A 19652-nucleotide genomic window follows, 5' to 3' on the forward strand; every position below is an offset into this window, starting at 1 on the left:
CTTTAGTATCGATACTTACCATTAAACGCCCTGAATAGGGCGAATTGTGAACAGAGATTATGGCAATCTAATGGGCAATAGTGGCGAGTGTGTTACTCGCCTGCCATGGCGCGCCCTTTGGTTTTAACACTGGCTATCAGCATATAAATACTGGTAGCAAGTAAGCACGCAAATAAGTAGCCCATCAACCCTTGAGGGCCTACTAAAAAGTTATCGGCAATGAGTGGGCCTACTACTGAACCCACGCTGTAGCTGAAAAGCATGACCTGTGTGGCGCATACAATGAAGCTAGCATCGAGTTTGTCGCAGGCGAGATTTATTGCCACTGGGTATAGGGCAAATATTGCCATACCTAATAGAAACAGACCCGCTCCCAAAGCGTATATACCACTAACCGCTGCGGTTAATGTTATGGCGGCGACACCCAGTAAACAAAATAGTGCCATGAGTAACGTGCGGCCTAAGTACTTGGATAACGCAGGAATTAAAGGTTGAACTGCCATAGCGCCTAAAATAATTAAGGCCATTAAGCTACCCAAATCGTCATGAGCAATGCCGCGGTTTAATAGTTCAAGGGGCATTAAGCCGTAGATGGCACCTAGGGTTAAGCCTGACACTATGCAACCAATAATTGCGGCATGATTTAGTTTCGATATTTGCTTTAGCGACAGTGGCGTACTGTGGGAAGATTCAGGCTGTTCGCTCTTTGCAAACAAAAGTACGCCAATGGCTAAAATCAACATGGTGAAAATGGCAGCAAAAGGAAGCATGCCGCCTACGCCAATAGCGCCAATACCTAACTGACCTAAAGAACTTCCCCCGTAAAGTGCGCCCATGTATAAGCCTAAACGTTTGGCTCTATCGGCTTCGTCGCCGTGTAAAAGCCACGACTCTACGATAACAAATACACCCGCTACAGCAACGCCAGCCACTAACCGAGCCACAAGCCAAACTGCGGTGTGAGCAAACAAAGGCATTACTACAATAGTTAGCAATAATACGCCTAAACACAGTGCAAAACCGTGCTTGTACCCAATGCGGGTGACCAGCGGTTCAATGCTAAGGGCACCTACAAGTAATCCTGCGTAAAAGCTGCTAGCCAGCCAACTGGCGATAGCCGTGTCTAGGTTGTAATGGCTGAGCATTAGTGGGATCAGACTCATCAAATAGCCAGACGCAACTGCGTAAATACCCAGCGCAATAACGGGAACAGAAACCCGCGCTTTGGCTGGCGGGATAAGGGTGTTGTCCAAGGTAATGCCTTACATTAAAGGAAAGAGAAGATAATTTCGCGGCGCGAATATGAGGCAAATTCTGATATAGGTAAAATGAAAAGAAATGCTCGTAAAGATGCTAAAAATTGATGGTGAGGAAGGCGCTGCTAGATAGTGCATGCGCCTCAGATAGTTTAAGCATTAGCGCCTTAAATCATCCGGTGTATGATCTGCCACAAATGCGTTTCTTTCGCCCATAGGTTTATCTTCTCCTACCGTACTGTCCGCGGAGGTTTGTAGCTCTATCGACGAGTTCACCTCTGCACCGATTAGAATGATATAGGCGGTTAAATACAACCACATAAGCAAAATAATAATGCCCCCAACGGAGCCGTAGGTTTTGTTGTAGCTTCCAAATTCATTGAGGTATATCGAAAAACCATACGAGGCTACCACCCATAATAAGGTGGCAAAAACTGACCCCGGCGTCACCCAACGCCACTGGGCTTCTCTTCGATGAGGGGCATATCGATATAGGGCTGAAAGCGCAATATTAAATAGGGCCAGCATAACTGGCCAAGTCACCCACATGGCTTGCTCGGTACTAAGGGCATTTGACGTCATCCAGTTTATTGCTTCGGGTAAAATGGTGATGCAGGCGAGGGACACAATTACGGTAAGGATCATAAATATGGTGCACGTAATGCGCGCTAGAATACCTTTGAAAAAGCCTCTTCCTTCCGCCTCGCTATAGGTAATGTTGCATGCTTTTATCAGTGCGTTGGCGCCTTTGCTACTGCTCCACAGTGACAAGAGCAGAGTAAATAAAAAACTCCAGCCTAATGCAGTATTCGACTTCTCGGTTAAATTTTTAAGCTGTTCTTCAATGATGTAGCGACTGTCATTTGGCACCACATTTACCAGCAATGCCATGTGGCGTTGCAGTTCGTCGGGTGATACAACAAGCCCATACAAGGCAATGGTTGCCCCTAGTAAGGGGAAGATAGCCAGCAAGCAGTAAAAGGCAACCCCAGCGGAGATAAGAGGAATGTTATCTTTTTGCAGGCTAGTGAAAATACGCTTTGAAATACTCCACCAACTTTTCAAAGAAAGCTCGAATGCAGATTTAGCGTGGTTGAAACGTTCCTTGCTCATGTGTCCTCATGTTTTGCCTAATCGATAGAACTCTTAAAGCTTGATACATGAAAACTTCGCTGTCGGCTTACATCAACTTAAAAAAAAGGAGCGAGAAAGAAGCTCTGTAAATCGTTCACAAAATCTGAATATGTGCGTGACTATTGGTGTTGGTGAGATTTCTTTTTTTTGTATTTATTTTCATAAAATCAATGGTTTGCTTTGTTCTTTGGGAATGGTTTGCAATTTGCACCTTCAATAGCATCTTAGCTAGATAGTAAGAGCTAGGTTATGCCATGCACAAACTAACGCGTTCACCTGATGTGATTTGCTAATGGTGGTAGGCGGACAGTTATTCCTGTCGTGTGGCGACCCCTGTTTTTACTAGCTTTACATTTCGTCTTTCAGAAGGAGAGAACACTATGAGCAACACCCAAAACCTTAAAGGCAAAAAAATCGCTATTTTGGCAACCAATGGTTTTGAGCAAAGCGAGTTGATTCAACCAAGAGACAAGTTTATTGAGCAAGGTGCTGAAGTTGATGTGCTATCTATTGATGATCAGTCCACGATCAAAGCATGGGACGAAGACAACTGGGGGAAAGAAATTAGCGTTGATAAACAAGTTACGTCAGTAAACCCTGAAGATTACGATGCCCTTGTGCTACCCGGCGGTCAAATCAATCCCGATGTGCTGCGTACCAATGAAGATGCTATTGCCTTCATCAAAAGTGCAAACAGCGCGGCAAGTATTAAAGCTATAGGTGCTATCTGTCATGGTCCATGGTTGCTGGTGGAGTCTGGGTTAGCGAAAGGTGCAACACTCACCTCGTTTCCTAGTATCCAAACAGATCTCAAAAATGCTGGTGCGACCTGGGTTGATGAAGAAGTGGTGACCCACTCAAAACTAGTCACTAGTAGAAACCCAGATGATATTCCAGCTTTCGTAAGCAAAATTAGTGAATTGGTTGCCCAGTAAAAAGGAGGAAGTGTATGTCCACCTCAGCTACAAATGAAAAGGTTATCGCGATAACGGGTGCCTCCAGCGGCATTGGTGAAGAAACGGCGAAGCAACTGGTAAATAACGGTTTTAACGTTGCCCTCTTAGCGAGAAGTGAGGACAAACTGCGTGCCTTAGTTGAAGAGCTTGGCAATGATAATGCATTTGCTGTAAAAGCTGACGTAAGCGACTTTAATGAAGTAAACAAGGCGTTTAAACAGGTAAGCGAACATTTCGGTCGCATTGACGGCATTTTCGCCAATGCCGGGCGTGGCGCGAAAGCCGCCGGCATTGAAAAGGGGGACGTAGATGACTGGGATGGCATGCTGGGCGCAAACGTAAATGGACTGCTTTATACTGCAAAAGCTGGATTGCCGTACCTGCGCGATACGCAAGGCCACTTCATTATTACGTCTTCGGTCGCCGGTCGAATAGCCCTGAAAGGCTCTGTATATGGGGCAAGTAAGTGGTTCGCTTATGGTTTCGGTCAGAACCTCGCCGAAGAAATGCGCGAGTGGGGCGGCCGCTGTACAACTATCTGCCCTGGCATGGTGAATACGCCATTTTTCGATGAGCCTAAGGAAGATAAACTTCAGCCAGCGGATATTGCAAAATCGGTATTATTTGCCCTAAGCGCAGAAGAGTCAGCCTGCGTTCGCGAGGTTTATGTTATGCCGGCGAAGTAAACGAACTAACCACGGGTAAGAGATAATTTATTCAAGCAAAGGGCAAGGTTAGTCACTGCCCTTTTTTGTTTGCCTGTCCCTTACTTTTAACCTGCCTTATTAATTTCATGAAGCTATTCAAATTAGCCAAATAAAGTATTTTCCCCTTCCTGTTACCCCTAATCTAGGTGTGTAGATAAGCGCTAGTTGAGTGAGATAGGCGATTGCAAACTCCTCATTGAAATGGCTTTCACAAAGGGCCCGCGGCGCAATAACAATAACAGGAGAGTAAGATGTCTAACGAATTTACGGGTAAGACCGCTATTATTTCTGGCGCCGCTGGCGGCATAGGGTTAGCGCTGGCAGAGGCATTGGCAAGGCAGGGTATGAATATCGTCATGGGCGATATTGATAATGCTGCATTAACCGAATCGGGTAACGACTTACGAGAGAAAGGTTTCGATGTATTGACTTGCGCCCTTGATGTTACCGATTACGCTCAGTGGGAAGATATTGTAGCTAACGCCAAAGAGAAGTTTGGCAAGGTTCATATGGTCATCAATAATGCTGGTGTTGGCGGTACGCCGGGGAAAGTCGAAGATTCGGAGCATGAGACCTGGCGCTGGGTAATGGACGTCAACGTTATGGGCGTACTCTATGGCGCACAAGCATGCGTGCCAGCTATTAAAGAGCACGGCGAAGGAGGTTGGGTGCTAAACGTGGCGTCGATGGCAGGAATGATGGGCATGCCATATGCGGCGGCCTATTGCGCATCAAAGGCTGCGGTTGTCTCTATGACGGAAAGCTGGGTACCAGAACTGAAACCTTTTGGAATCCATACTTCTGTATTGTGTCCAGCATTCGTGAAAACCCGCATTCACGAGTCGTATAGAAATAGGCAGCAAAAATACGCAGTAGCCGCTGAGAAACGCATTGATAAAGAAAAGCTTAAAGCAGGAGCTCAAGCGGCCACTAAAGCAGTAGAGTCGGGAATCGATGCATCTGTGCTAGCTGAGCGCGTGATAGAGGCGCTTCAGTCAGAGCAAACTTATATTTATACACACCCGAATTATAGAAAGGTTACTACGGCGCGCTTTGGCGCGATTGATAGCGCCTTTGTCGATGCTGAGCAGAGTCAGGCTGTTGGTCATCTTATTGATGATGAAATCGTGACTTTTTAGTTCATTCGTGGCTACGGTTTACGTATAAACACACGAAAGTGCCCTGAATTTTGTCTTCCAAAAGCCGTTATATAACGGCTTTTGGTGTTGTGAGAGTCTGAAGGTCAATGACGCGGTCACAGACTTTTTCTAGCTGTGTTCTATCGTGACTGATAAAGAGCACCGTACAATTTTCTTCTCTGCATTGATCGACAAGTAAGTGAGTAATTGCCTTACTTGTAATGGGGTCGAGCCTAGATGTTGGCTCGTCAGCTATAAGTAGCTTGGGTCTTAGTAGCAGCGCGCGCAGCAATGCAATGCGTTGAAGCTCACCTCCACTTACCTCAGAGGCGCTGCGCTCAAACAATCGCTGGTTAAGGCCTAGTTGAGATGAAAGTAAATCAGCACGCTTTTTAGACACCTTGTGAAGCTTTATTACGTCATCAATCAATGATTTAAGCGTAGTGTGATCGGCAAATGAACTGGGGGGATCTTGATATAGCTTTAGGGTTTGATAACGGTGTAAAAGCGTATGAAACGCAATATTGCCTTGATAGGGTAGGAGCCCAAGTAGAGCATCACCTAGAGACGTTTTTCCACTGCCGCTATCACCACAAAGCCCGACAATTTCGCCTTCCCCTAAAGAAAAACTAAGGCCAGTAAATAGTGTACGGTTACCTCTCATAATTGTGAGGTCATTCACCGATACCAGCGGTGCAATCCTATGCGTTTTTTTTGTTGTAGCCGTCCAGTGTTGCGGAGCCGACGCAATAAGGGTTTTGGTATAGTTTGAAGACGGGGAGGACAGTATCTTGCGGGTATCACCTGTTTCAACCAGTTTCCCGTTTTTAAGCACCATACATTTACCACCCAGTGCCTCTGCCACTGAAACATCGTGTGTAATAGTAAGTAGCGTACCGTCGTTAGCTTTTTGCTTTAGTTGCTCAACAATATGATGTTTGCGTCCGGCATCTAGCCCTTTTGTGGGTTCGTCGGCTAGAAATAAAGGTGCATTAGTCGCTGATGCACAGGCAAAAGCGACACGCTGTGCCATTCCACCGGAAAGTTGAGAAGGGACCTTATCACTGTCGTCTTTAAGAGCCAGGTTGTCTAGCTGTGTCTTCGCACTCTTTTGTGCTTCGCGAGCACCGTTACCCAATGTAAACCGAAAAACTTCGGCGACTTGCTGGCGAATTTTCATCATTGGGCTTAGAGAATGCCATGGCTCTTGCGGCAGCATAACAATGTCTCGCCCCCACAATTGTTCACATTCACGTCGGTTCGCACGAAGCATATCTACACCGTTTACCAGAACATTTCCCGTAACCCTCAGTGCAGGTGGTAAGTCGCCCATAATTGCTTGCGCTAGCAGACTTTTACCTGCCCCGGTTTCACCCAATATAGTCAGTGTCTCGCCTTGTTCAAGGTTAAGGGATAGATCCTCTACAATAATGGTGTCTTGCGCGTAAATTGATAAGTGTTCAATAGCAATGTACTGGCTCACAGTTTGCGCTCCAATGCATCACTCTTTGATAGTCTACTGCTGCTGTCAAAAATGAACTTATTTAAACGAGGTGTTTTGTCACTCTTCGCAGAAAGTAAGTGAAAGCCCAGTACGAGAACGAATAGGGTGGAAATAGGTTGTGCGAGCAGCCAAGGTGCTTCGTGATAGTATGGAAAAAGCTCAACTATCATCAGCCCGAGCTCAGGGCTGGGTGGTTTTAAACCAACATAAACGAAGCCCACCGATGCCATGGCGATAATTGAGGAGGAGGCACCAAAAGCAGCAAGTGATAACACGTCTTGTCGAATGGCGGGCCATATATGCTTACTAAATAAATAGCGTTTTGGAAAACCCATTAGCGCAGAGTTTTCCAGTGCAGGGCCTGTCACTACTGGTAGAGTGATAGCACGTACCAGCCTGAAGTACTCGACGGCCAGTACTAAGGAAATGGCTAAATACAGCATAATGAAAGAGCCTGGTACTAGCGCCGCGAAAAGAAGAATAAGTACCAGTCCGGGGAGCGCCAATATTGTATTGGCAATGAAATTCAACGTCGTATCTACCCAACCTCTACACCACGCTGCAATTACGCCCGTTAGCACGCCAATGATTGATGAACTTAGTACACACAGTGCAGCGAGAGAAAGTGATATGCGCAGACCCTCTGAGATTCTGGCTAACATGTCGCGTCCGAACTGATCTGTACCTAACCAATGTTGCGCACTTGGGGCTTCGAGCACTTGCTTTAAATTTTGTTGATTACCGTTTGTTCCCAATAGAACAGGCTCGCCCAACGCAAGTAATAAGAGCAGCATCAAAAGTGAAAAGCCAATCACTTTTTCAACAGGTAAGGCGGGTGTCTTCATTGGCTATACCCTCGATTCTCTCTCACCCTTGGGTCGAGTGCATACTGACTTAAATCGACTAGTGTGTTGACCAATACGAATAAAATGCCCATCAGCAAAGCTGTGCCTTGCAACATAGTGATGTCGCGGGCAAAGACAGCATGGGAAAGTCCGTGTCCTATGCCGGGCCAAGCAAAAAGGCTTTCAATCATAATTACGCCTTCAATTAACCCGATAAGCTGTATGCCCATGAAGGCTAGAGCAGGTATTACAATGTTAGGTAGCGCATGGCACCTAAACGCCTCTAGAGCGCTTAACCCTTTTATCTTGGCGAAATGGAAGTAACCCGATTGAACCGCATTAACAGTACTATTGCGAATTACGCGGTTTGATATAGCCGCCAGGCTTAACCCTAAGGTCATTACAGGTAATATGGTATAGACAAAGCCTGAAGAGCCCGCAACCGGTAGCCAGTTGAGCTCTAGTGCAAAAATAAAGATGAGAATTAGCCCCAAGCAAAAGACCGGTTGAGAGCGCACGAACGTGGAAAATACTAATGCTGTTTTATCAAAAAGAGAAGCACGGCTTTTAGGAGTATTTTCACTTTTTCGAGCGCTTCTGATGCCGCTATAAATTCCCAGAGGAAACGCAATTAATGCGGATACCAGAATAGCGAGTCCAGCGAGAACAAGGGTGTAAGAAAGCTGATTTTGTAGCTCAACAACAATGGGGGCCCCCGTGACCAAGCTATTGCCTAATTCCAGTGAGGCTAAATCAGTCATCCAGCTTACGTACTGTTCGAAAGCGCTTCTGTGCAGACCAAGTTCTTCTGCTACGGCGTTAGCGGCACTTGTGCTTACCGCATCGTCACCGTAGCGGCCAGCCGCTATTTTGTAAGCCATATCTCCAGGTAGTGAACGGGTTATAATAAATGTGAGTGTGCCTACACTCCACGCCATCAGTACAGCTTGAAGCAGCCGTTGAAGTAGGATTTTTCTCATTATTATGGGGCTATTCTCATTTGAGATACGCGAAAAGAACGCTCGTAAGGGTCGAAGCTGAAGTTTCTTAGTCGGCTAGAAGTCGCCGTTTGCTGCACATAGTACATAACGGGGATAAGAGGAACGTCTTGCTGAACTTCTTGCATAATTGATGATATCAACGATTTGTAAGCGTGTTCATCCGTGGTGTGACTCAAGGTCTTTAAATCGCTAAACACTTTTTCATTTTGCCAGTTCATTGGCCCCCAATCGCCGCCTTCTTTTGAAGAAAAGTCAGCCAGCATTATACCGAGAGGGTCTGGAATGTTAGCAAAGTTACGCGCCATAAGTGCAGTTTCTAATGTACCATCAGCATGCCCTGAAGGAATGGCACTTACATTTTCCATATGGACAGAGAGCTTCACTCCAATGCTAGCCCACTGATCTTGAATTGCCGTGGCAATGGTAATGAGTTCTGGGCGATTGGCATAGGTAATCATATCCAGCGTTAAAGGTGAGCCATCTTTGTAGCGCACGCCATCCTCACTTACTAACCATCCCGCGTCGGTTAGCAGCTGTGCCGCTTTTTTCCTATTTAATAATAAGTCACCATTTTCAACGCTATTTTTAATTGTTGGATTATTGTCAGCGTCACCCATTGAAATAGTATTGGTAGCATTATCTGTGGCAGTAGAACGAATATGCCAGTCTCGAATATTTGGGCCAAATAGCTGATCAGCAGAGATATTCGATATACGCATTACGCCAGATGCAATGCCTTTTCTGTCAATCGCTAAACTCAATGCTTGCCTTACTTTTACATCTGAGAGGATAGGATGGCCGCTATTTAACTTAACTAGAGTGGTGCGAGGGATCCTGTCGCTAAACACGTTTACGTTAGAGTCAGTGCGCAACATGCTAACCGCGGCAGGGTCGAGGTTGTACACAATATCTGCTTGCCCCGTTCGTACCATAAGCGCCCGCGTTTCAGAGCGGTGACCCGTTACGTACTCAACGTTTTCAATAACAGCGGGCTCGCCCCAATAATTGTCAAAGCGCGTGGTTGTAATATTGTGGGGTGGTTCAAAGTGCGTAATCTGATAGGGGCCTGTACCTATTAAGGTTTTAATTCGATTGAACTTGCCGAAGGTAGCAGGTGCCACGATCGCAGTTGCATAATTACTTAACAGGGAAGGGAAGGGACGGTAACTTTGGTTCAAGGTGAACTTGATAGAATATTCTGATACCACCTCCATGTTGGCGATCATATCTTTTGAAAATGGCGTTGGTTTACCAAACGCGACCGAAAGGCTTTTGTAGACGGCGTCGGCGGTCATTAATGTGCCGTCATGAAAATACACATCAGGACGTAAATTAAATGTCCAAACAGTAAAGTCCTCATCATTTGACCATGAGCTAGCAAGTCCTGGGATAAGCTGACCTTGGTTGCCCACGTCTATGAGAGTTTCCAGAATTTGCATTCGTGTAAACATGTAGCCGGTACTTGCCGGATCGTTATTGACTGGTTCAAAAGGACCACTGATCAGAATTTTGTTTGTAGGTTGTGAAGGTGTGCAGGCACTAAGTAGAACGCTGGCAACGACGAGTAAAATTGTTAGATGTCTAATCCGCATATTATTTTTATGTATTCCCTTCGAGCCTTTAAGCTTTTTCGTGTCTATTTGAATCCTGTGAATCAGTATCAGTATTCTTAGGCTGACGCCCTGAATAGTAAAACAAAGATCCAGATTGGATAATATACGATTTGTTGAATAAATGTACAGGTTGAGTCGGTAGGGCTAAACTGCTTTTTGAAAAAATGCACTGGCTAATGACCATCAAGATATTAAGTAATGTTAAGTCGGTGCACAATATTTTCAACTTTTGTAATGGGCAGTTGGTCGTATGTTACATTGTAACTTTAAGCATTTATTAGTAATGCTATAGAGTGATAGTACTACAAATTAAAAAAGGGTTTTGAGCCCTATCAAACACACTGGATAACAATAATGAAAAAGCTTCTTAATGTGAAGCGGCCTTGTTAGGCCGCTTTTTTTGCTTAGTTTTTACCTGCGATTATTTTATCCATGGTAATGGGGAAGTCTCGTACTCTCACTTTGCATGCATCATAAATTGCGTTAGCGATGGCGGCGCCTGCTCCAGTAATGCCTAGTTCACCAATACCTTTTGCACCCACTGGCGATGCGGCATAATCTGCCTCTTGTAAGAAATCCAGGCTAACTTCGGCAATGTCCCGATTGACTGCCACATGATATTCACCAAAATCTGGATTTACAAAGCTTGCCGTGTCTCTATGGTGATGGATCCCTTCAGTAAGTGCGTAGCCAGCACCCCATACCATTCCCCCTTTTATTTGAGATGCAGCTGTTTTCATATTCAAGATTTGCCCTGCGCTGAACATACCGTATTGGCGAAGTAGCCTAACTTCACCCGTGTATTCATCTACCTCTACTTCCGCGAAATGAGCGCCACATGAATACTGCTCATCATCGCTGGTGTCATCTTCGGATACGCTACCGGTTGCTGATATGGGGAATTCGCTGTCGGACATAAAGTTGGCGAGTAATATCGGACTACTTACTTCATCATCATTACCTTGTGCAATCGAGACTAACTTTATTTGCCCATTTGAAATTTGTAGTTCAGCTTGGCTAAGAGCTGGGGGAAGTGAGTTTTTAATATTCGCAATAAGCGCTTCACAGGCTTTTTTAACCGCCGAACCAGAGCTTGCTGCGCCAAATGAGCCACCTGAACCACATGAAGCAGGGTAGCGGCTATCACCGAGTTTTACTGTGACATTGTCTACCGATGTATTTAAAGTATCGGCGGCAATTTGTGTGAGAATTGTGTAGGTGCCTGTACCAATATCTGTCATATCAGTGCGAACCGTTACCTCACCGGTAGCACTCAATTCCACTTCAGCTGAACTTTCCACCAGCACATTCATACGCATAGCACTCGCTACCCCATGGCCGATTTGTTTACCCGGTGTGGGCTGTGTTTTATGCTGCCACTTGAAGTTTTGCGCGCCTTGACGAAGGCACTCACCTAAGTTGTGGGTGGTAAATCGCGTGCCTTTCATAGGGTGAACTACCGGCAGATTTTTTATGCGAAATGTGAGCGGGTCGACACCAGCTTCGTGGGCAAGTTCATCAATGGCCGATTCAAAAGCAAGGGAACCAATGGCGTCTCCAGGAGAACGGGTAGAGTCGATAAGCGGCAGGTCTACGTCTTTGACCCTATGGGTACTTTCAATAAACTGAGATTTATAGGTAACCCGTGCGCCGGCACCTGTTGCTTCGGCAAACTCATAGCCCTTGGCTTTTGGCATAGCGCTTTTGTGCTGTACGCTTAACAGTGCATGATCATCACCAGAAGCAAGGCTAATTTTCTGTATGCTGTGCCCTCTATGCGGGGTGTTATAAAAGACCTGTCGCCTGCTTAACACCACTTTTACAGCCCGCTCTAAATACCTTGCCCCTATACAAGCAAGTGTTGCATCGTAATGAAGACCTAGCTTAGAGCCAAACCCGCCACCCACAAAGGGGCTCTGCACTACGATGTCTGCTGCGTCCATTTCAAGCGTAATCGCAAGCGCCTCAACAGCCGTCGCTATAATCTGAACGCTACAATAGACCTCAAGCTTTCCATCTTTAAAGTCGGCAACCGTGGCATGAGGCTCCATAGCGGCAGAGATTTGGCTTGGTGTAGTATAAGTTTCGTTAATGCTTGCTTGAATATCACTTTGCTGCGGTTTATCACCGCTAGACGCATCTGCCTCAAACCCACCATCTAGCGACGCGGGTTTTTGCGTTGCATCATCGAATTCTGTCAGCAAATCTGGTATTTCACCGTCTATGGTGAAGCTTACTAGACTTGCGGCATAGCGTGCTTGCTCCAACGTCTCAGCAATAACTAGAGCGACCGGTGCACCGAAATGACGAATGTGAGGTTCGTTAAGTACGGCGCGACTTTGAGTAAACCGACTTTCATCCGCAGGCTTGCTAAATGGCTTAAGAGTACCTGCATTTTTATACGTGATAACTGCATGTACGCCTTCGGCCTGTTCCGCTTGCTCTGTATTAAGGGATGTGATTTTACCTACGGCAGTATCACTTGATACAACCCAGCCTATCAAAGGAGTGCGATCGCTCACATGCTCCCCAGCGTAACTTGCTTGACCTGACACCTTTGCTGAACCATCAACTCGATTAACTGGCGTCCCTACAGTTTTGGCATTATGCGTTGTCATATAAAGCTCCTTCATGTCCTGGGTGCTTTACCTGATGTTCTGCTAACTCTAAAAGCACTTTTGTTAACGTCCTGCGCAATAGTTCTGGTTTAAAGTCATTACTGCCAAACGTTTTTGCTTCGGATAACTCAGCTTCCGCGGCTTGCAATATGACTTCTTGGGTTGGTTCCGCGCCTTCAAGAACACTGATTGCTTTTTGCGGATACCAAGGCTTGGTGCCCACACCACCAAAGGCGAGAGAAAGGTCTTTAAAACGACCATCTTCAATTTTCAAACCAGCCGCAACAGAAACGAGTGCAAACGCATAGGAAGAACGGTCGCGTACTTTGTGATAGTACTGAGTACCGTTTGCTTTTTTCTTTATGCTGACATGGGTGATAAGTTCATCTTCGTCTAATTGGGTTTCTATGTGCGGCGTGTCGCCTGGCTCGCGGTAGAAATCTCGTAGCGCGATTTGACGCGTGTTGCCATCAGGTTGCTGCGTATGTACCTGTGCGTTAAGCGCAATCATGGCTACGGCCATGTCGGAAGGGTGTGTGGCGATACAGCTCTCGCTAGTGCCAAATATGGCATGAATTCTATTCATGCTGTTATATGCGCTACAGCCAGTGCCTGGCTCTCGTTTATTACAGGCTTTTGTGGTGTCGTAAAAATAATAACAGCGGGTGCGTTGTAGCAAATTGCCTGCAGTGGTTGCCCTATTTCTAAGTTGAACTGTTGCACCGCTTAATAAAGCTTGCGCAAGTAAAGACACATTGGGCTGCATGTGAGCGAACTTCGCTAAGTCAGAATTAGTCACCATGGCGCCAATATAATAGTAATTGTCGTCTTCGCTGATAGTGTTAGCTTTATCCCATTTCGCAAGACTTACTAATGTTTTAGGCGTTTCTACCTGTAGTTTCATTAAATCTATTAGGTTTGTACCTCCGGCCAAAAAACGTGATCTTGTGTCCAGGGGCAGGCTACTCAACGGCTTTTCGCCGTTATAATGATGAAGAGTGAATGGCTGCATTATTGTCTCTCCAAAGCAATGACATCGGTTATAGCATCCACAATATTAGGGTAGGCACCGCAGCGGCATAGGTTACCGCTCATGCGTTCGCTGATATCTTCTTTCAATAAAGCTCTACTGTGACGAGTTTGACTGTAAGTAACTGCGCTAGGGTCTTCATTTTTCATTTCCCTAAGTAGGGATACGCCTGAACATATTTGACCAGATGTGCAATAGCCACACTGAAACGCGTCACGCTCGATAAAAGCTTTTTGCAGCGGATGAAGACTTTCACCTTCACCGATGCCTTCAATAGTTGTGACTTCAGCGCCTTCTAACTGGAATGCAAACACTAAGCATGCATTAATACGCTTGCCGTCAGCGATAACGGTACAAGCACCACATTGACCGTGGTCACAACCTTTTTTGGTGCCAAAAAGTGATAAATGCTGGTGGAGAAAATCTAACAAAGTCGTTCGTGGATCATCGGGAAGACTGACGTCTTTCCCGTTGAGATTTAATGTTGCCATGGAAGTATCCTTCTACCAATGAGCTCAATTTCGGTACGCCGATGAAATGAGCGAAACCAGATGTACAATGTCGTTACGCCAACTACGTTAATTTGGTTTCACTATGTGTTGGTAGAAATTATGCACCTGACAGCCCGCGATAGATGCGAATGGCCAAGTAGTGTAAAATATGCGAAAGCGCACGTTGCGCTACACTGTAATCCATACCAATTATTGGCTACTCCACTTTTCAGGCCCATTTTCATGATCCACAACGATGTTCTACGTCGCCTTCGTTATGCATTAGCTATCAACGATACCGCCGCCATAAGTATTTTTAAATTAGTTAACTACGACATGGAAATTGATTATTTACATGCTGTGATGAAGCGGGAAGGCGAAGAGGGCTATCTACCGTGTCGCGACAAGATTATTGCGCTGTTTCTTGATGGATTGATTATTAAAAACCGTGGGCGTCAAGAAGGGCAAATGCCTCAAGAACTGGGGCCAAAAGAGCGATTAAGCAATAACGAAGTGCTGCGCAAAATCCGTATTGCGATGAGTTATAAAGATGACGATATGATAGCGGTACTTAAATTAGCAGACTTCAGAATAAGTAAAGGTGAACTGTCAGCATTTTTTAGAAAGCCAGACCATCGCAATTACAAACCCGCAGGCGATCAAGTGGTTCGTAATTTGTTGCAAGGTATGGTGAAAAAATATCGACCGGAGTCCACGCGACAAACTTCGCCTAAAAAATCAGATAGCCCAAGCACTTCTGGTACTAAGCCAAGCTCATTTAAAAAAGGCGCTAGCAAACAAAAAGAAGCGGCTGGCAAAAACACCAATACTAAAGTGTCGCCAGTGAAAAAAAGTGATGCAGGTTCGGTTTGGGGAAAGCTCCCTAAAAAATAAAAGCGCTGTAAAAATAGGCGTTGAATAAAACGCATCTGAGGTAAAGCGCGTAAGAGGATAGACTAAGTGCTGTTGTGAAAAGAAAATTACCCCTCATTTCTATGCACTCGTTTTTAGGCAAAGCAAGATTGCCTTGCCTTAATTATCTATATCGCTAAGGACGACTATTATGAGCCGACATTTCGATAAGGCCGAAGGCCTGTATGAAGAGAAAGATGCCGCGACACAAGGTTTTGTGTTCAACCAAACTATGCTGCGCATTGCCGACCCCAAGCGTTCGCTAGATTTCTATACGCGAGTTATGGGAATGACGCTAATTAAGCGTCTAGATTTTGAAGAAATGAAGTTCAGCCTTTATTTTTTGGCGGCAGGTGATGATTTCTCTGATATATCTGACGATGTTGACGAACGTACTCAGCAAACTTTTGGTCGCCCGGCCATGTTGGAGCTAACCCACAATTGGGGCGATACACCAGAAACGGTTGATTATCACAACGGAAATACAGAGCCAAAAGGTTTTGGGCATATTGGTTTTCATGTGCCTGATGCTGAAGCTGCATGTGCACGATTTGCATCACTAGACGTTCCTTTTCAGAAAGGGCTTAATGATGGTTCTATGAAAGGGATCGCATTTATCAAAGACCCAGACGGCTATTGGATCGAAATTTTCAACGCGTCTAACGTATCCGCAACTTGCGCGCCCCATTTGAAGAAGTAGGCGAGGCACGCACTACGGTACCATTTGCTAGCTGGGTTTTAAGTAGCAAGTAGTATCAGAAGTCACTGTTTACAAAAAAGGGTAGCTTAACTGAATAAGCTACCCTTTTTTGTTTAATGACCTTATGGCTCTCTAAATTATCGGGTTTTATTTTCAAGCCAACCCATTCATTATTTCGCCTCTAACGTTAACTCCACACCGCTAAATTCGGTATGTAGGTCGTGCTGAGTATTTAGCAAGAATAAGCGATTCGCTTCTACCTCAGCTTCATTTGCCAGATAACCTTTCACCGCTTTACTGCGCGCGTCAGCCAGAAGGATTAAGTCACTTTCAGGGATATCAATGTTGTTACGTAGTTTGTTGTATCGGGCAATGCTTAATGCTCGGTTTACACTTTCTTCGTTAATGACTTCCTTATTGTTATCAGCACTCTTTTGGCTCTGTTCATTGTCTGAATTTGCGAGTTCAGGGTAAAGCTGCGCCACCATGTTGTCATATTCTTGATTAAGATCAGGTGTAAACACCTCAACATAGTAGGATAAAAGCGCATCGGCTAACGGGCCTTCCAGTGGGATGCTACTGCCACTTATTGAGTCGCGCTGTACGCTGCCAGGGGTGTTGGAACTTTCATTTTCACCGCCAGCAAGAGAATTTACGTTAGTACTAGCATTGCCGGAAGTAGCAGATGCATCAGCATAGCCGCTTCTTGTTAAAAGTGTAGTGTTTAACTGACGTTGGGCTAGGGCACTTGCATCAGACATGGCGTTGACTGTACCTTCGATATTAACCCTAAGCCCTGGACGTTTTTTAAGTGCTTTGGCAAGGGTATTCAGTTTTTCTTGAGCGTCCGCATTTAGCGAATGCTCTCCAAACCCAAACTCAACGTTGTCGAGTTCGTCGTCACTGCCAACCAGGTTCGCAAGTAGCGAAAACGGTGCAGTAACAGCTTTGGTTATAATATTGCCAATAGCATTGAGGATAATGGAGCCGAAACTGAAGTCCGGACTATCGATATCGCCAGACACATCCAAACCCAAATCGATAACGCCGTTTCTGTCTTCTAATAACGCAATGGCAAGCCCAAGTGGTAAACTCAATGCCTGCTCAGAATTCGATTTCTTGCCTAACGTTAATTGGTCGATAACCACACGGTTCTTACCTTCCAACGCTTTACCATTCAGTTTGTATTGCACAGCCAAAGACAGCAAGCCTTTGTCAATGTAATAGCCCATGTAGGTGCCTGAGTAGGGGTTAACTGAAGTGAGTTCAGCGCCTTTGACTGAAAAATCTAAATCAAGGTCTATATCATCTTTTAATGGGTGGATAGTGCCTGCTAGTTTGACCGGAGCATAGTTGTCTATCTTTCCGGTGATATCCACATTGGCAGGGGAAGTTGAGCGAGAGTCAATTCCCAATACTTTGCCATTTAAACTTTCTATAGCAGACGCAAATTTTGGCGTTAATGAATGGTCAGCAAAGTACGCTTTGCCGTTTTCTATTGATATGGTGTTAACGGCGATGGCCAATTCGTTGGCTTGTGAAGGCTCAGCTGTAGTGCCCGCAGGCACGTTTGCGTTTGATGCTTTCGACGCGGTAGCGCTGCCAGTTTCGCTGGAACTTTCACTGTTAGCGGACTTGTCTGATGAATTGACAATCAGCTTACTCACATTGGTCTGTTTAGCTTCATCAATAATAAGTCGTGCAAATGGCGCTTGTAGGTGAATGTTGTCTACGCTTAGCTGGTTCGATGTGTGGTCAAATTCGATGTTGTCTACATTTAAGGACTGCCACTGTAGTAGGGGAGAGCTGGCGTCATCCAGTACGCTTAAATTATTAATACTAGTACTCGCCTTAACGTTTAGTGAGTCGATATTTTCTTTATCAGCGGCGTTCATAAATGCCCCATCAAACTCAACGTTTAAATTAAATAGCCCATCTTCAAGGGTCACATTTGCGTGGGGGGAAACGTACTGCTGGAACTGACTTAGCACTAGTTGCTCAATTGCTGCTTTGCCCTTTATGGTTTGTTCGGCAATAACTATTTGGCCGCTGCTGCTTAGCACACCGTTAGGTGCATCGCTAAACGTTTGTGGATTGGCAGAGACATGCAAACTTGTGGTGTAGGAAATGGGTTTAGAGAAGTCAGTAGTGACTTTTCCGCTTTTAATATTGAGGTTGCTGATGCGGTAGTAGGTCCCGTCACTTACGCTACGCTCTAAAAGATCAATGCTACCGTCATTAAATGCAAATTGGTGAAGCTCAACATACCACGAGGTCTCATGTGCTAGTTCATTTGTGCTGTCGGTTGCTACGTTGGAAACATCCTCATCTTCTGTTTCACTATTTTCCTTTTGCGCTGTGCTATTACCTGTATGCGCTGTGCTATTACCTGTATGCGCTGTGCTATTACCTGTATGCGCTGTGCTATTACCTATATGCGCTGCGCTGGGGTTAGCGTTAACTGATGTAGCATCTGCCGCTGGGCTTTTTGGGGTAAACAGACGCTGTAAATCAAGCCCTGACTTGTCAAATAGACCCGACACTCGAACGTTGTCAAAAGCAACTTCAGCAATGCTAACTTGCTGTTCTAATGCGTTTACGTTTATATCGTGTATGGCAAACGCGGGTATGGCAATGATCTCTTGCGAACTCTTGGCGGTGCCTGTTGTGGCTGGCGAAGAATCAGCGTTAAACACAAGGTTGTTAACACCAAATTCGCCACGCTCTAGAATAAACTGGAAGGCTGTATCTTGTTCAAAAACTTCAGCATGTAAGCTTAAGTTAACCTTGCCGTCTACTAAATCTGCTTCTATCAAATCTTTCGAAAGTGACCAAAGCGGCGTAAGCGCTACATCGTTTATCGTGATGTCTGTCGTAACTTTTAGTGGAGATAATTGAAACTCGCCATCAATGGCGATGTTACCTTTCTCTGCGGTGAGCAAGTTAAATTGATATTGGTTGAACGCTAACTTACCTTTTGATTGATCACTTTCACTTTTATCGCTTTTAGGGTTAGCGTTTTTGTTGCCAACACTACTTGAAGTGATCAAAGCGTGAGTATCCAAATCTTGCAAGTCAACGCTCAGTTCTGGGTAATCAAGCAGGGTGTTGGTCACCTTGTCTTCAATAACCACTCGCCCTTCGTTAAGCGCAAAGTCACGTAACGTAATTCGGGGAATTTGTCCTTCGCTAGCATCTTCAGGCTCGGTGGGGACATTCGTATTGCGCTTTTCTATGTGGGTGAGAATGTCAGAGAAGTTGAAGATTTGTGTGTCTTCACTTTCGCTTAAACGTGCAATTGAAACAAAAGGTTCGTCTATGGTTAGCGATTCAACGGCAGGAGTGAAGGTGAAAAGTGATTGCCAGAATCCAACGTCCAGCGAAACATTGCCTACGCTAAAAAAATGATTTTCTTGGTTCTGGATTACGGCGTTATCTTCGCTTTCATTTGAAGAGTGTATATTTGGATAGATAACAAAATTAGTCACTTCTATTTTTAGCAAGAAAGGGTTGATTGCAATATCTTCAACAGCAGCATCTCTTCCAGTGTTTTCTTTCACTATGTTGGGTAACTTTGCCTTTAATACCGCAGGCGTAACTACGCCGATAAGAAGCGCGTAAGTAAGGTAGATGAGAACAAGATAAGTGGATAGTCGAAACCATTTGGGCTTCGTAGAAAACCGAGACATTGCATTTTGCATAGGCGATTAGGCTGTGTATTTGAGTGTAAAAAGATAAACAGGAGT

Annotated in this window: 15 protein-coding genes; 5 read left to right on the top strand and 10 right to left on the bottom strand. The window is 45.2% G+C overall.

All coding sequences use genetic code 11. The annotated features are described in order from the left end of the window. Window positions 1-92: 92 nt before the first annotated feature. On the bottom strand, window positions 93-1253 hold the full coding sequence (locus NO989_RS15885) for an MFS transporter (RefSeq protein WP_239218216.1): 1161 nt from the start codon (window positions 1251-1253) through the stop codon (window positions 93-95). Between the two features lie 162 nt (window positions 1254-1415). Then, on the bottom strand, window positions 1416-2369 hold the full coding sequence (locus NO989_RS15890) for a YihY/virulence factor BrkB family protein (protein ID WP_049587901.1): 954 nt from the start codon (window positions 2367-2369) through the stop codon (window positions 1416-1418). A 401-nt stretch (window positions 2370-2770) separates the two neighbouring features. Between NO989_RS15890 and NO989_RS15895 the strand changes: the two genes are divergently transcribed. From NO989_RS15895 to NO989_RS15905, 3 genes are all read left to right on the top strand, one after another. Then, on the top strand, window positions 2771-3325 hold the full coding sequence (locus tag NO989_RS15895) for a type 1 glutamine amidotransferase domain-containing protein (RefSeq protein WP_168463266.1): 555 nt from the start codon (window positions 2771-2773) through the stop codon (window positions 3323-3325). A gap of 14 nt (window positions 3326-3339) precedes the next feature. Then, window positions 3340-4032 (top strand): SDR family oxidoreductase, encoded by a 693-nt coding sequence (locus tag NO989_RS15900; protein WP_202942139.1) that lies wholly within the window; start codon window positions 3340-3342, stop codon window positions 4030-4032. A 272-nt stretch (window positions 4033-4304) separates the two neighbouring features. Further along, the gene (locus tag NO989_RS15905) at window positions 4305-5192 is read left to right on the top strand and encodes an SDR family NAD(P)-dependent oxidoreductase (RefSeq protein WP_049587896.1); all 888 of its coding nucleotides are present in this window, start codon (window positions 4305-4307) and stop codon (window positions 5190-5192) included. 67 nt (window positions 5193-5259) lie between these two features. On the opposite strand, the gene NO989_RS15910 is transcribed toward NO989_RS15905, so the two are convergent. From NO989_RS15910 to NO989_RS15940, 7 genes are all read right to left on the bottom strand, one after another. Then, entirely contained in the window at window positions 5260-6675 is a 1416-nt protein-coding gene (locus NO989_RS15910; RefSeq protein ID WP_239257970.1) for an ABC transporter ATP-binding protein, read from the bottom strand. Continuing rightward, complete coding sequence (locus NO989_RS15915) at window positions 6672-7541, bottom strand: ABC transporter permease (protein WP_168463269.1); 870 nt, start codon at window positions 7539-7541, stop codon at window positions 6672-6674. The genes NO989_RS15910 and NO989_RS15915 overlap by 4 nt, the downstream gene beginning before the upstream one ends. Continuing rightward, on the bottom strand, window positions 7538-8521 hold the full coding sequence (locus NO989_RS15920) for an ABC transporter permease (protein ID WP_348670721.1): 984 nt from the start codon (window positions 8519-8521) through the stop codon (window positions 7538-7540). Before NO989_RS15920 ends, NO989_RS15915 begins: the two co-directional genes overlap by 4 nt. Window positions 8522-8523: 2 nt before the next feature. Further along, a complete protein-coding gene (locus NO989_RS15925; protein ID WP_371342866.1) occupies window positions 8524-10134 on the bottom strand; it encodes an ABC transporter substrate-binding protein in 1611 nt (536 codons plus the stop codon). A gap of 425 nt (window positions 10135-10559) precedes the next feature. Further along, the gene (locus tag NO989_RS15930; protein WP_371342867.1) at window positions 10560-12773 is read right to left on the bottom strand and encodes a xanthine dehydrogenase family protein molybdopterin-binding subunit; all 2214 of its coding nucleotides are present in this window, start codon (window positions 12771-12773) and stop codon (window positions 10560-10562) included. Further along, window positions 12760-13785 (bottom strand): xanthine dehydrogenase family protein subunit M, encoded by a 1026-nt coding sequence (locus NO989_RS15935; protein ID WP_014977141.1) that lies wholly within the window; start codon window positions 13783-13785, stop codon window positions 12760-12762. The genes NO989_RS15930 and NO989_RS15935 overlap by 14 nt, the downstream gene beginning before the upstream one ends. Continuing rightward, on the bottom strand, window positions 13785-14294 hold the full coding sequence (locus tag NO989_RS15940; RefSeq protein ID WP_278344552.1) for a (2Fe-2S)-binding protein: 510 nt from the start codon (window positions 14292-14294) through the stop codon (window positions 13785-13787). Before NO989_RS15940 ends, NO989_RS15935 begins: the two co-directional genes overlap by 1 nt. Window positions 14295-14354: 60 nt before the next feature. Here NO989_RS15940 and NO989_RS15945 point away from each other — a divergent pair, with 60 nt between their 5' ends. Next, window positions 14355-15188, top strand: coding sequence for a DUF1456 family protein (locus NO989_RS15945; protein ID WP_371342868.1), 834 nt, complete (start codon window positions 14355-14357; stop codon window positions 15186-15188). A 169-nt stretch (window positions 15189-15357) separates the two neighbouring features. Next, window positions 15358-15906 carry a lactoylglutathione lyase gene (gloA, locus tag NO989_RS15950; RefSeq protein ID WP_014950300.1) on the top strand — a complete coding sequence of 183 codons (549 nt, stop codon included), beginning with the start codon at window positions 15358-15360 and terminating at the stop codon, window positions 15904-15906. Window positions 15907-16076: 170 nt separating this feature from the next. Here the strand turns inward: gloA and NO989_RS15955 are convergent, their stop codons facing one another. Further along, on the bottom strand, window positions 16077-19595 hold the full coding sequence (locus NO989_RS15955) for a DUF748 domain-containing protein (RefSeq protein ID WP_371342869.1): 3519 nt from the start codon (window positions 19593-19595) through the stop codon (window positions 16077-16079). Window positions 19596-19652: the final 57 nt, after the last annotated feature.

This window comes from Alteromonas sp. DY56-G5 (assembly GCF_041414725.1).
GTDB lineage: Bacteria > Pseudomonadota > Gammaproteobacteria > Enterobacterales > Alteromonadaceae > Alteromonas > Alteromonas macleodii.

Coding starts and splice junctions, on each gene's coding strand:
- NO989_RS15905 (WP_049587896.1), top strand. CDS start 4,305: ATGTCTAACGAATTTACGGGTAAGACCGCTATTATTTCTGGCGCCGCT.
- gloA (WP_014950300.1), top strand. CDS start 15,358: ATGAGCCGACATTTCGATAAGGCCGAAGGCCTGTATGAAGAGAAAGAT.
- NO989_RS15925 (WP_371342866.1), bottom strand. CDS start 10,134: ATGCGGATTAGACATCTAACAATTTTACTCGTCGTTGCCAGCGTTCTA.
- NO989_RS15890 (WP_049587901.1), bottom strand. CDS start 2,369: ATGAGCAAGGAACGTTTCAACCACGCTAAATCTGCATTCGAGCTTTCT.
- NO989_RS15930 (WP_371342867.1), bottom strand. CDS start 12,773: ATGACAACGCATAATGCCAAAACTGTAGGGACGCCAGTTAATCGAGTT.
- NO989_RS15935 (WP_014977141.1), bottom strand. CDS start 13,785: ATGCAGCCATTCACTCTTCATCATTATAACGGCGAAAAGCCGTTGAGT.
- NO989_RS15895 (WP_168463266.1), top strand. CDS start 2,771: ATGAGCAACACCCAAAACCTTAAAGGCAAAAAAATCGCTATTTTGGCA.
- NO989_RS15955 (WP_371342869.1), bottom strand. CDS start 19,595: ATGTCTCGGTTTTCTACGAAGCCCAAATGGTTTCGACTATCCACTTAT.
- NO989_RS15920 (WP_348670721.1), bottom strand. CDS start 8,521: ATGAGAAAAATCCTACTTCAACGGCTGCTTCAAGCTGTACTGATGGCG.
- NO989_RS15900 (WP_202942139.1), top strand. CDS start 3,340: ATGTCCACCTCAGCTACAAATGAAAAGGTTATCGCGATAACGGGTGCC.
- NO989_RS15940 (WP_278344552.1), bottom strand. CDS start 14,294: ATGGCAACATTAAATCTCAACGGGAAAGACGTCAGTCTTCCCGATGAT.
- NO989_RS15915 (WP_168463269.1), bottom strand. CDS start 7,541: ATGAAGACACCCGCCTTACCTGTTGAAAAAGTGATTGGCTTTTCACTT.
- NO989_RS15945 (WP_371342868.1), top strand. CDS start 14,355: ATGTACAATGTCGTTACGCCAACTACGTTAATTTGGTTTCACTATGTG.